We start from the raw sequence: 12,383 nt of genomic DNA, 5'->3' as shown, positions 1-12,383 counted from the left end.
TGTATGGCATCAGCGAACAGAGCTATGCCCGCGAGATCAAAAAGATCTGTCAGAGAATCAGGTGATTTTCTCAGTTAGTTATAAAATCCATGAAGTTAACGTTATATTAAAGGGCAGATTACGGATTCAGACCAAAAGTACTATGTCTTTATCGATGAGGCTCAATACGCTATTTCAAAAAAGGAAATGAAAAATCCAGATGAGCCGATCCGGCTATATGGGGTTCTGAATTCACTCCTTCGCCGTAAGAATGTGGATGTTTATATCACTGGCAGCAACTCAAAATTTCTATCTTCTGACATCATGATGGAATTTCGCGGACGAGGGGATGAAATACATATCGCTCCGCTATCCTTTGCCGAGTATTATCCGGCCAGTCAGAAGGAAAAATCTGATGCATGGAAAGATTATTTGTTCTATGGCGGACTTCCACATATATTGTCTGAACCGGATGAGACATCAAAAAGCCGTTATCTTGAACGCTTAAACAGAGAAATCTATATTCGCGATCTATGTGAACGCTACGATATCAAAGATGAAAGCAGTCTGGAAACTTTGATGAAGATTCTGGCTTCGGCGATTGGATCGCTCAGCAATGCGCAAAAGATATCGAACACTTTTACCAGCAAGGGAATAAAGGGGATCTCTATGCCAACGATATCCAAATATCTAAGTTACCTTCAAGAAAGTTTTCTCATCCAGAAAGCTGAACGATATGACATCAAGGGGAAAAAATATATCAGTACGCCGGCAAAATACTACTATACGGATCTTGGCTTACGAAATGCTTTGTTGAATTTCAGACAATTTGAGGAGACGTATTTAATGGAAAATGCAATCTATAACGAATTGATTTTCAGAGGATACCGTGTAGATGTAGGACTTGTGGAATCCAGAACGGAGGAAAACGGAAAGCAAATACGCAGGCAGCTGGAAGTGGACTTTGTTGTCAATCAAATGAGCAAAAGATACTATATCCAATCGACATTTGCTATTCCGGATCAGGCAAAAATGGAACAGGAACTGGCATCCTTACTGAAGATCCCGGATTCATTCCGCAAAATAGTCATTACTGGTGGGAATACTCCTGTTTACAGAAATGAAGAGGGTATTACCTTCATGGGAATTTATGATTTTTTATTAAATGAGAATAGTCTGGATCTGTAATCGGAAGGAAGCTGACATAACGAGATTTTTGTGCAGCATGCTGTGTGGGGAAGAAAGCTGACAAAGGAAAGTCTTGCGGAAGCATTTAGAAACGAGAATGCAGAACTCGTAATTATTTGACAGTTTGAATATGCATGAATGCTGGAAAGTCAGTATAAACATAGACTTTCCAGCATTTTATTGTTCTTTTGAAAATGTAGTATGTGGTGTACTGTGGAATTCTTATATGTTGTCATCTTCTTTGGAGACAGGCATAGGCTGAATTTTCTTCTTTTTCCTGACAGTGGTAATTTTTTTCGCGGCTGCAGGGACATCGATCTGGAACAGCAGTTTTAATAGCCAGAACAGGATCACAAAGACAATAATTGGAATGAAGCATGATGTGACAATCATGATGACAAGAGCTTCGATAACACCGTTAATCCAGTTCTTGATTTTCTGAATTGTGACTTTGGCTGTGTTTGCTGCTTTTTCCAACTGGTCTTTTGCCTCATCTGCTGTATCAGAGATGGTATCCACAATCTTGTCCCAGATGTTTTCATCATTTGCAGTTTCTTCATCGGCCTGATCATCTGTATCGTTATTTTCCTGCGTTTCATTGTTGATTTCTTCTTCCAGCTGATCCAGCCTCTGAACTTCTTCGATTTTCTCATTGGCGCTGCTTACATTTTCAATGTGTTTTGAAAGAAAGACACTTGCTGGAATCGTCAGCGAAAGTACGATACCCATTGTGGCAAGTTTGAATGCCAGATTTTTCATGATGGTGCCGTCATTCAGCCATTGATAGATAATGCCAAATATACAGGCAATCGGAATCAGAAACACGAGTGATATATCAATAAAGATACTGGCAAGATATCGCTCGGCAAAGACAGCCGCAAGAACTGTAAGGCAGGGTTTCTGCAGGTTGGTCAGCGTAGCAACTATCGCAGAGCCCATCTGCTTTGGCAGAGCTCCTGCAATCATGGCTGCACCAGTAACAGCCGCATTGATTCCCATTACCTGATTCTTTTTCGTATCCAGGTAATCATAGGTTCCTTTCAGAATCTTGTAGGATGAAAAGAACTTTGCAAAGACAAAGACAGAAAGCAGGGCAATGGCTGCCCATATGATTGACAAGATGATCTTTTTCCTGGCATGTGATGCCATGATAATCTCCTCCCCATCAAACTTGATTGATCAGCTTTCAGTGTAGCACTGCACCTAAGGGAACAGTCAACGAATCTTCTACGCAGCATGTGCTGGGGGATGAAATTGTTTGACAGATTTACCTATGCTTGAATGTCATAAAAAGCGCTTTGCACTTAATAATTATCGTAATTTCGTCATGACTGTGAAAATGTAGTATGTGATTGCTCTGAAACGTCTGCATCTGAATAATCTGCTATGCAAAAGAAGAATATTCAATGCATCTGATTTCTGGAAAAACTATATGTTAATAATGCTATGATGTGAACAGGAGGGCAGTATGAAATACGTGAATTTAGGCAATACGGATATCAAGGTATCCCGGATTGCAGTTGGTGGCATGTCATTTGGCAAACCGTCTGAGGATTTTCATCTCTGGACACTGGATCAGGACAAGACAAAGGAAATGATTGCACATGCTCTGGATCTGGGTGTCAATTTCATTGATACAGCGAATCAGTATTCTCATGGTACAAGTGAGGAATATATCGGCAAAGCTCTGAAGGATCTGGGTGTTGCCCGTGACAAGGTTGTCATTGCCACCAAGGTGTACTTCAACGAGGGACATCTGAGCCGTGAGGCAATCATGCGTGAGATTGATGGCTCTCTTTCCCGCCTGGGCACAGACTATGTAGATCTGTATCAGATTCATCGGTTTGACTATGACACACCGATCGAAGAAACCATGGAAGCTTTAAATGATCTTGTCAAAGCCGGAAAGGTGCGTGCCATTGGTGCTTCGGCCATGTATGGCTATCAGTTCCACAACATGCAGATCTGTGCTGAAAAGCATGGCTGGACATTGTTCTCCACGATGCAGAATCATTACAATCTGCTGTACCGTGAGGATGAGCGCGAACTGATTCCTGTATGCAAGCAGTATGGTGTTTCCCTGATCCCGTATTCACCACTGGCCGGCGGCCATCTGGCACACCCTGGATGGACGATTGATTCCAAGCGCAGTCAGACGGATAAGGTCATCCGGGCAAAGTATGATGCCTATAAGGATAATGACCTGCAGATCATTGGCCGCGTGGAAGAGATGGCAGAGAAATACAATGTCACAATGAGTGAGATTGCCTTGAGCTGGCTGTACAAGAGAGGTGTTGCCGCTCCGATTGTGGGTGCTACCAAGATGAATCACTTTGATGATGCAGTGCGAGCCGTTGACTTTGATCTGAGTGATGAAGACGCAAAGTATCTGGAAGAGCTGTACCAGCCGCATGCATTGACAGGTTTGATTCAGCACAAATAACTGAGAAACAAAAGAAACTTTCCGTAACAGAGAGTTTCTTTTTTCACTGCATATTTACCAGCAGGCAATATTTCCATCGGTGCGTGATTCTGTGGCACCAATCAGTACACCGTTTCCCTTGCGCAGGATGCACTGTCCTCTGCCAAATGGTGTGCGTTCTGTGGCAATCTGAATATCATGCCCCTTTCTTAGCAATGCCTGGGCAGTAGCATTATCAAACTCTGGTTCTAACAGAATCTTATTCTCTCTTGTCCACTGCCATCTTGGAGCATCCAACGCCATCTGTGGATTGAGATGGAAGTCAATCATGTTCATCAGCAGTTGCACATGACCCTGCGGCTGCATGTATCCACCCATGACACCAAACGGTCCCAATGGCTTTCCATCTTTGCACAGGAAGCCCGGAATGATAGTGTGATAGCTCCTTTTATGTGGGGAAAGAACATTGGCATCCTTCTTATTGAGAGAGAAATCTGCACCACGATTCTGCAGGGCAATACCCGTGCCTTCAATGACAATGCCGGAGCCAAAACCCATGTAATTGGACTGAATGAAGGAGACCATATTGCCATCTTTGTCAGCTGTGGCAAGATACACAGTTCCACTCTTTGCCGGTGTCTGTTTTGTATAGATACTGGCATGGTCAGGATCAATGCGCTTTGCATTATGAATGCCATAGTCTTCTTTCAAGAACTCCCTGTAGTCCTGCTTCATTTCCTGTGGATCGGTAATGGCATCCAGACCATCCGCAAAGGCAATCTTCATGGCTTCAATCATGGTGTGAATACTGTTAACATCCCTGTGATCAAAGTGAAACTGGTTCAGAATATTCAGTGCCATCAGGGCTGTGATACCCTGGCCATTGGGCGGCAGTTCAAATACATCATAGACATGGTAATTGACAGATACCGGATCCACCCATGTAACCTGATAATCTTCGAGATCCTTCTTTCTCAGATATCCTCCGTCACGGATACTCTGTGCTTCGATCTTATCCGCAATTTCACCATGATAGAAGGCATCGGTGTTTGTCTCAGCGATCATTCTCAGCGTTTTTGCATGGTCTTTGAGGATAACAAGATCCCCGAACTGCGGTGCTTTGCTATTCTTGGTGAACGTATCAAACCAGGGATCAAATTCATGTCTGCCTTTGAAAAGCTGCTGAAAACGGCTGGCGGCTTTGTTCCACATGTATGCCAGCATCGGGCCTGCCGCATAACCGTTTTCGGCATAGTCAATGGCTGGTGCAAGGTCTTCTTTCAGGGTGAGCTTTCCAAACCGCTTGACCAGCTCACCCCAGCCTTTGACAGCACCCGGTACCATGACGGGTGCCCAGCCATGGACTGGCATCTGTTGATAAGATGACATCTTATCAAGAGAAATATCATAGGGTGAATAACCAGAGGCATTAAGGCCATAGAGCTGATTGTTGTAACAGATGATGGCAAAGGCATCAGCGCCTAAACCGTTGGCAGTTGGTTCACAGACTGTCAGGGCAGCAGCTGTGGCCACTGCGGCGTCAATGGCATTGCCGCCTTTCTGCAGAATGGAAAGACCAGCAGCAGCCGCAGGTGCACTGCCGGTGGCCACCATGCCATGGTTTGCGGTAATGCAGAAACGATTGCCAGCATAGGGCTGATACATGGGATCAAAGTTCATGAGAAATGTCCTTTCTGCGCTTGTTTCATGATAGCGCAAAAAACAGGAGGAATCTGTTTTCTGATTCTTCCTGTTTCCGTCTTTATTCAGTCAGTCAGATCTCCAGCAGCCTTTGCTTTGATACGGCATGTATTGCCGGGATAATACTGCAGTGGTACATCTTCTGCTTCCACGATCTCAACCGTGTCTGGATCAGCACCTGCTTTGATGGCATTTTCTCTGGCTTCTTCCTTGACAATGCCAATAGCCTGCTCTCTTGGTGTCTTATCATAGTCCATCAGTTTTTCACATGTGCCGGCAACTTTGGAGATCGCTGCGCCGATGGCGTTGGCACAGCCGAAGCATTCGGGCTTGATGACGTTTCTAGCTCCATTGAGGGTTTGCGGCAGGATGATGGAGCCGCCGCCGACCAGGATGACATCAACAGGATCACTAGAGATCTTCATGTCATCGATGGCGTCTTCCGCTTTTGCTTTGATGACAGCCATGGCTTTTCTGGCGGTATCTTCGGGGATATCCTTGACTAGTTCTTTTTTGCCGATATCGGCCATGCCAAGCCGTACGGCAATATCAGTGGCTGTCATTGTGCTGCCGCCAAAAACCATGGCTCTTGTAGTGATCTGCCAGCCAACGGAGTCTGGTCCGACTGTGACCGTTCCATCGTCTTTGGTACGGACGATGGATCCACCTCCTAAGCCAATGGAGACGACATCAGGCATACGGAAGTTGGTACGGATGCCGCCGATGGTGACGGCAATACCGGATTCTCTTGGGAAACCGTTCTGGATGACACCGGCATCGGTTGTGGTACCGCCGACATCCAGTACAAGAGCGTTTGTCAGGCTGCTGAGATAGCCGGCTCCGCGAATGGAGTTTGTTGGTCCGCAGGCTACCGTCAGAATCGGATATTTTCTGGCCTGGTCAATGTCCATCAGCGTGCCGTCGTTCTGTGACAGATATGCTTTGGCATTGGTGATGCCTTCCTGCTGCAGACTGTCCAGGAAGCCCTGGGTAAAACGCTTTGCCACATCATACAGAGCCGCATTCAGGATGGCTGCATTCTCTCTTTCAATCAGTCCCATGGAACCGATCTGGCTGGACAGTGTGACATGGACATCATCGCCCATGATTTCATGGCAGAGTTTTTCTGCTTCTTTTTCATGGTCATCACGCACCGTCGCAAAGACACAGCTGATGGCAATGGACTGGATGTGGGCGGCTTTCATGCGTGTAAAGAAGGCTGCCGCCGCATTCCTGTCAAACGGAGCGATCTCTTTGCCATTGTATTCATAGCCGCCCCTGATCATGCAGGCTTCTTCCACCATGTCTTCAAAGCCGGAAGGCCAGTCGGTCATGGGTGGAATGCCAAGGGATGCCGGAGCACCGATACGCAGAATGCCGATCTTTGTCAGGTGTTTTCTTTCGACAATGGCATTGGTGCACTGGGTGGTGCCAAGCATGGCCTGATGGATCCTGGCAGGATCAATGCCGCTGGCTTTGACAGCGTTATGGATGGCACCGGTGATGCCGCTTCTTACATCTTCACTGGTTGGATATTTGATGGAAGCCAGTACGTTTCTGTTTTCATCGAGGATGACGGCATCAGTATTGGTACCGCCGACATCTACGCCAAGTCTGTATTTCATTGTGCCTCCTTTACGCGCTGTTCAAGCGGAATATAGTCTTCATCAATGCCAAATACACGCGGCCCAACCAGTTCAATGCCTTCTTTTGTTCTCCATAACGGATAGCATGGCAGGCCGACCACCAGCACACGTTTGCCGTAACGTACCGCATCGGTGCCGATCGGTGTGAATGTATCCCGGTCGACAATCGTGATCAGATCCGGGGTTGTGGCAAGGAGCTTTCCATCTCTGGCAAACAGATAATTCTCATTCATGAAGGTAACCTGTCCTTTGGAGCCGGTATCTTCTCCCTGCCCATCCAGCATGACATGGCCGAGGTTGAATTTGCCGTTATTTTCTCTTCTGACATCCGTGATCTTGCCCTGGAAGAGGCGGATGGCATGGCATTCCTGCAGGAAGGTTTCCTGGGGATGTTCGCTTTCCTTGGCATTGCGGATGGCCTGACCGAGTTTTTCACTTCTGGTGACGATGCCTTTGACACCATATTTCTTCAGTGTTCTGCCATCCATTGGATACAAAGAACAAGACACGGCACCACCGCAGCTCATGGTGACAGAGCGGGCCAGTTCCTCAGTCCATTTGTTTGTGATGGTTTCAAAGATGACACTGTTTCCTTTTTCATCAACCATGGCCATTGGAGATGCCGAAACACCGCCGATGGTGAAAGTAACCATCTGCAGTTCCGGGAAGGCTCTGCCCATGCCATCTGCATCGACAAAGGGCAGATGCATTCTTGCTGCAGCAGCAATCGGCATCATGCTGTTCAGACCCCCGGCCTCCATGGGCATGAAGGCATAGATCTTCTTGTTAAAGAAGCGGGAGACCATATCAAACAGCTTCTGGAATTCGTTGACACCGATTGCCTTTTCAATCAGGACGGTTGGTGCTCCCATCATGGCAATGGGAACAATCAATGCATCATCGGGAATCTCATCCGGTTCAATGAGGTCAGCAGGCCCGCATTCTTTGACAGCACGCATGGCTATCAGCCTGCCAATATATGGATCACCACCGCCGCCTGAACCCAGCAGCGAGGCGCCGCGGGCAATATCATCAATTTCCTGTAATCCGATCTTTCTCATTTGATTCACCTCTTTGCTGGAAATGGTAGTGAAAACAGGAGGGAAGGGCTATGGCAGAAAGGCAAAAAGAAAATGCCTGTTTTTGTCTTTTGAGACAAAGTCAGGCATTCTGTACAAGCCGTTTGACAGCAGCTGCCTGATACAGAAGAAAGCTGCCGGGATCTTCATTGGCAGGATAGCCAAGAATCTCTGAGATCTGATGCAGGCGGTATTTGATTGTGTTGGAATGGACATGCATCAAAGCACCGGTAGCAGTTGTAGAAAAACTGCCATCCAGGAAGTAGACTGTCAGGGTTTCAATGAGAACAGGTGAAAGGACATCCAGAATGGAAGTGCATTGGCGGATGGCAGCTTCGCCCTGGCGCATCAGCTGGCGGGACAGGCTTCGTTCTGGTCCACTGTGTGCTTGATGTATGTCTCCATCTCCGGGATGTCCATATCTCCGTATTCGATGGTATCCCGCTGTATTTCCAGCATTGTAAGGGTCCTGTTCATCCACGCGCTGGTCTCTTGGATAGTCTTACCTGTAGTAGCTTGAAGCAGCTCTTCACTTTTTGTCAAGAGTGCGTCGGACACTCTGGAATAGACTACCACAAGCAGCGCCGACACTGCCAGGACAATACTAATAACAATTGCCGAAACAAGCTTAGCAGTTATCCCCTTGGCCATGCTGACCTTTTTTCGCAACTCGATTTTCTTGCATACCCTTATTCTCTCCTATCTTTCCCGCAGACTGCTGGCGCAAAAATCACCTTGCTATAATCGAATTTTGTGTATACGCTTTTTTGTGAAAAAATCAACTGCTTTTTCGGGCACCGCGATAAAGAAATCGTGAGCAGCAAGCTATAGCATAAAACCGCAGAAGTGGAGAAGTTATCAAAAAAGCAGGCAGCGCTTTTCACGCCGCCTGCTCGAAGCAAGATCACTTTTGCGTTTCTCCGACGAACGCCCTGTCCCGGAAGCACACGTTCCGGTCGCTGGTGGCGCCAAAGAGCTGGAACATCCCTTTCACCCCGTCGGTGATCCACAAGAAGAGCTTCTCCCCATCGAATTGGAACTTCCAAGTCTGGTAATGGCCTGTTTCCCGCCAGCAGACTGTGAGCAGCAGGGTATCCTGGTCCACCCAGGTGTGGTGGGCAGAGTAGGACCAGGCCCGGGAGCGCTGTTCCGGCCCCCGCAGAGGGCTGTTGCTGGGGATCTCAATGGCAAAGGGCGTCTCCCCGTGCCGATCCGTTACGCAGGAGCTCTTCAGAGACTGGATGCCGTCCACGACAATGACCAGCCGGCTGTTTGCCAGCTGCAGCCGGAGCCGGTGCTGCTCCTGGCTGTCCACTGATTTTAAGAGGTATATCTTGTCCTGCAGCAAGGCCTGCAAATAGGAGGAGCTTGGCTCATACACAGCAGGGGCTTCCCATTGGCAGAGTACCTTTTGCAAATGCTCATAAGCCCAAGCATCCCGGCCCTTTTGGGGATCTGTCAAGTTCGCAAGCAGATATTGTTCCACCAGAGGGAAGACCCGGGTGCCGTCGATTTCTTCCGCTGTGGTGACGATGACCATGTCCTTTTGTGGAAACACCATAATATACTGACCAAAAGCGCCGTCCGCCCGGTAGCTTCCGGGGCTGTTTTCCCAGATCTGATAGCCGTACCGCTGGCCCCAGCCGGCGCAGCCCTGTCCCAGGGTGGGGACGTGGGGAGCGGTGGCCTCATCAATCCACTCCTCCGAAAGGAGCCGCTGGCCATTCCATAGGCCCTTGTTCAGGTAGAGCACTCCCACCTTGCACAGATCCCTGGGGGCGATAAGCAATCCCCAAGCACCGGTGTTTACTTTGCCGTTGACGTCCCAGCTCACGTCGGTGATCCCCAGGGGTTCAAAGAGCTTCTCCCGCAACCACTGAAACAGGCTCTTACCCGTTGCCCGGCTGATGACCTCCGAGAGCATATAGGTGCCGCCGGAGTTGTACACAAAATGTTCCCCCGGCGCGTAAGCCATTTTCCGGGTGAAGAAGATTTCCGGCCAAGGGGTGCCCTCGCTGTTGCACATATCCCCTGCGGTGTCTCGTTCATGGCCGGTACTCATGGTCAGCACATCCCGCAGGGTGATCTCCCTTGCCCGGGGGTCCATGTCCAGGTCTTTACATTCCGGGAAATAGTCCAGCAGATGATCGTTCACATTCACAAGACCCTCCTGCACGGCGAATCCAATGGCTGTGGAGGTGAAGGTCTTGCTCACCGAGTACACCAGCCGCTTATCGCTGGCCCGGAAGGGATAGCGGGCGGCCTCCACCACGGCTTTCCCGTGGCGGATGATGTGGAGCGTGCGCAGCTTGTAGTGGATCTTGTCGCACTCCAGCAGGAAGTTCGCGACGTCGATAGAGGAAATGCCCACGTCCTCCGGTAAGTAGAAACGGTCGAATAGATCTGCCATGTTATTGCACTTCCTTTCTCATCTTGGCCACCTCTTTGTCGGCATCCATCCGGCTGCTGAACAGCACCAGCAAAATACTGCACACCAGGGGGATTCCGGCGTAGCCCACAGTCTCCATCACCTGGGTGAAGGAGGACTGGGCCAGGCCTGCGTTGGCCGCTTGGCCGCTGTAGCCGCCAATGGCCAGCACAGCCGCCACGCCCACGCTGCCCAGGAGCATCCCAAACCGCATGCCGAATTGGGCGATGCTGGTGGAAAGGCCGGAGAGGTCGGTTTTGTTTTTTAAGTTGATGTAGTCAGCCACATCGGCGGTAGCGGTGCCCAGCAGCACGCTAAAGAAAGCGTTGCCAATGCCGTACACCGCATTGCCAATCAAGACGAAGGCCAAGTTGGGGACGAGCATCAAGGCGTAGCCCACCACCTGGAACAAGGAACCCAGCACAAGCACCTTTCGCTTGCCCAGCTTGGCATTGGCAATGGGTACAATGCCAAACAGGCAGCAGAGGATACCAGGCACCAGCTTCGCATAGCTGATCTGGGTCATGTAGCCGGCATTGCCCAGTACGTCCCGCAGGAAGTAGATGGCCATAGAGCCGAAAATCATCCCGGCAAAGTTGTAAGTGAGGAACATACCAAACAGCGGGAGGGCATATTTGCAGCCAAAGACATACTTCAGCTGAGTTTTGACGGGCAGGGAGGAGCGCTTCCGGGCCGCACTGAGCTGCTGGGCGGCTTCGGCCCACACCTCAGGGGTCTCCCGGCAGATAAGGCCGGTGAGGAAGGGCAGAATAAAGCCAATGGAGCAGAAAATCAGGCTCAGACCGAAGTAGCCTTTTTCATAGCCGCCAAAATACATAAGCACCGGCACACCGTAGGCACTAACGATCAAGTTGGAGATCTGCCCCAAAAGGCCGCTCAAGTTCGTGACCTTTGTCCGTTCCACAGAGTTGGAAGTAATCTTGATGAGCAGGGTTGCGGTGGCGACACTCATAACGGCGCCGAACACAGCTACATGGAGCAGATAGTTTACAAACACCCAGATCATACGCCCGGTGGGGCTGAAGCTGGTAGGGGTGTTGAAGATCAGGAACACGGGCAGGGCCACAAAAAATGCGGTGCCCAGGATCCAGGGGCGGGCCTTACCAATCTTGGTGTGAGTCCTGTCAATGAGGAAGCCGCTCAGGCCTTCTGTAACGGCGTTGATGATCCGGGCAGCGGTCATCATGGCGGTGATGAAGCCCATGGAAAGCAGCAGGTTGTCCGTCAAATAGAGGGTGAGGAAGCTGCCCAAAATGCCGGCAATGCAGCTGACTCCGCAGCCGTTGAGGGCAAAGCCGATCAATTGGGACACAGGGAGCTTATCTTGTTTCTTTTCTGTCATTTTTTCAATCCTCCAAGTCAAAGAAATGGGGCAGGCGGTGCGCGCACTCCGCTTGCGGCTATACCGTTAAAATACCACGGGGAGAGTTGAGAAAATATGGCGAAATTGACTGCTCTTTAGGGAGAAATTGACTAATCTTTCCGAAAAAATGGATTTTGGGTAATTTCTTTTCGATAACTTCTAGGGGTACAACCATAGTATTTTCGGAAACATTGGATAAAGCTGCCTTCATCGGCAAAGCCGGTTTCCAGAGCGATTTCCGAGATTTTTTTGGATGTCTGAGCGAGCGGCTGCTCTGCCTGAAGAACCCGGTATTTGGCTAGGTATTGGGAGAAAGTGGCTCCCGTATACTTTTTGAAAAAGCGGCAGAAATACTCTTTCGAGAAGAAAAACTGCTGCGCCATCTGGGCGGTGTTCAGGGGCTCGCTGTAATGGTCATGAATGTAAGCCAGGATCCCCTCCAGCTTTCGAGAGCGTTGTCGAAAACTCTTAGGAGTACAGGCAACGCTCTTTTCTCTGTGCTCCTCATTTCATAATCCCCCCACTTTTTCGCTGTCAACTCTTGACAAAATTTTCA

General features: G+C 49.1%; 11 protein-coding genes. 2 read left to right on the top strand and 9 right to left on the bottom strand.

Annotated elements, in window-relative coordinates; translation table 11 throughout:
• The first annotated feature begins 105 nt into the window (after nucleotides 1-105).
• Nucleotides 106-1,167, top strand: a complete 1,062-nt coding sequence (locus SOI44_RS10050; RefSeq protein ID WP_331349080.1) for an ATP-binding protein — start codon at nucleotides 106-108, stop codon at nucleotides 1,165-1,167.
• A gap of 222 nt (nucleotides 1,168-1,389) precedes the next feature.
• Here the strand turns inward: SOI44_RS10050 and SOI44_RS10045 are convergent, their stop codons facing one another.
• Nucleotides 1,390-2,316, bottom strand: a complete 927-nt coding sequence (locus SOI44_RS10045) for a hypothetical protein (RefSeq protein WP_331349079.1) — start codon at nucleotides 2,314-2,316, stop codon at nucleotides 1,390-1,392.
• Nucleotides 2,317-2,635: 319 nt separating this feature from the next.
• Here SOI44_RS10045 and SOI44_RS10040 point away from each other — a divergent pair, with 319 nt between their 5' ends.
• The gene (locus SOI44_RS10040) at nucleotides 2,636-3,610 is read left to right on the top strand and encodes an aldo/keto reductase (RefSeq protein WP_331349078.1); all 975 of its coding nucleotides are present in this window, start codon (nucleotides 2,636-2,638) and stop codon (nucleotides 3,608-3,610) included.
• 54 nt (nucleotides 3,611-3,664) lie between these two features.
• On the opposite strand, the gene SOI44_RS10035 is transcribed toward SOI44_RS10040, so the two are convergent.
• The 8 genes from SOI44_RS10035 to SOI44_RS10435 form a co-directional block, all read right to left on the bottom strand.
• Entirely contained in the window at nucleotides 3,665-5,269 is a 1,605-nt protein-coding gene (locus SOI44_RS10035; protein ID WP_331349077.1) for a gamma-glutamyltransferase family protein, read from the bottom strand.
• A gap of 86 nt (nucleotides 5,270-5,355) precedes the next feature.
• Complete coding sequence (locus SOI44_RS10030; protein ID WP_331349076.1) at nucleotides 5,356-6,915, bottom strand: hydantoinase/oxoprolinase family protein; 1,560 nt, start codon at nucleotides 6,913-6,915, stop codon at nucleotides 5,356-5,358.
• Nucleotides 6,912-7,997, bottom strand: a complete 1,086-nt coding sequence (locus SOI44_RS10025) for a DUF917 domain-containing protein (RefSeq protein ID WP_331349075.1) — start codon at nucleotides 7,995-7,997, stop codon at nucleotides 6,912-6,914. Before SOI44_RS10025 ends, SOI44_RS10030 begins: the two co-directional genes overlap by 4 nt.
• A 100-nt stretch (nucleotides 7,998-8,097) precedes the next feature.
• Nucleotides 8,098-8,364, bottom strand: a complete 267-nt coding sequence (locus SOI44_RS10020; RefSeq protein ID WP_331349074.1) for a helix-turn-helix domain-containing protein — start codon at nucleotides 8,362-8,364, stop codon at nucleotides 8,098-8,100.
• On the bottom strand, nucleotides 8,364-8,666 hold the full coding sequence (locus SOI44_RS10015) for a hypothetical protein (protein WP_331349073.1): 303 nt from the start codon (nucleotides 8,664-8,666) through the stop codon (nucleotides 8,364-8,366). Before SOI44_RS10015 ends, SOI44_RS10020 begins: the two co-directional genes overlap by 1 nt.
• A gap of 253 nt (nucleotides 8,667-8,919) precedes the next feature.
• Complete coding sequence (locus SOI44_RS10010) at nucleotides 8,920-10,425, bottom strand: serine hydrolase domain-containing protein (protein ID WP_331349072.1); 1,506 nt, start codon at nucleotides 10,423-10,425, stop codon at nucleotides 8,920-8,922.
• Between the two features lies 1 nt (nucleotide 10,426).
• A complete protein-coding gene (locus SOI44_RS10005; protein WP_331349071.1) occupies nucleotides 10,427-11,806 on the bottom strand; it encodes an MFS transporter in 1,380 nt (459 codons plus the stop codon).
• Nucleotides 11,807-11,937: 131 nt separating this feature from the next.
• Nucleotides 11,938-12,249, bottom strand: coding sequence for a helix-turn-helix transcriptional regulator (locus SOI44_RS10435; protein WP_442914590.1), 312 nt, complete (start codon nucleotides 12,247-12,249; stop codon nucleotides 11,938-11,940).
• Between the last annotated feature and the right edge of the window lie 134 nt (nucleotides 12,250-12,383).

Origin of the sequence: Lactimicrobium sp. (assembly GCF_036453465.1) — a bacterium.
Classification (GTDB): domain Bacteria; phylum Bacillota_I; class Bacilli_A; order Erysipelotrichales; family Erysipelotrichaceae; genus Bulleidia.
This window is presented reverse-complemented; position numbering and strand designations above follow the sequence as displayed.

Bases quoted from the DNA above. Each gene is read 5' to 3' on its own strand.
- SOI44_RS10045 (WP_331349079.1), bottom strand. From the start codon at position 2,316: ATGGCATCACATGCCAGGAAAAAGATCATCTTGTCAATCATATGGGCA.
- SOI44_RS10040 (WP_331349078.1), top strand. From the start codon at position 2,636: ATGAAATACGTGAATTTAGGCAATACGGATATCAAGGTATCCCGGATT.
- SOI44_RS10035 (WP_331349077.1), bottom strand. From the start codon at position 5,269: ATGAACTTTGATCCCATGTATCAGCCCTATGCTGGCAATCGTTTCTGC.
- SOI44_RS10030 (WP_331349076.1), bottom strand. From the start codon at position 6,915: ATGAAATACAGACTTGGCGTAGATGTCGGCGGTACCAATACTGATGCC.
- SOI44_RS10025 (WP_331349075.1), bottom strand. From the start codon at position 7,997: ATGAGAAAGATCGGATTACAGGAAATTGATGATATTGCCCGCGGCGCC.
- SOI44_RS10020 (WP_331349074.1), bottom strand. From the start codon at position 8,364: ATGCGCCAGGGCGAAGCTGCCATCCGCCAATGCACTTCCATTCTGGAT.
- SOI44_RS10015 (WP_331349073.1), bottom strand. From the start codon at position 8,666: ATGGCCAAGGGGATAACTGCTAAGCTTGTTTCGGCAATTGTTATTAGT.
- SOI44_RS10010 (WP_331349072.1), bottom strand. From the start codon at position 10,425: ATGGCAGATCTATTCGACCGTTTCTACTTACCGGAGGACGTGGGCATT.
- SOI44_RS10005 (WP_331349071.1), bottom strand. From the start codon at position 11,806: ATGACAGAAAAGAAACAAGATAAGCTCCCTGTGTCCCAATTGATCGGC.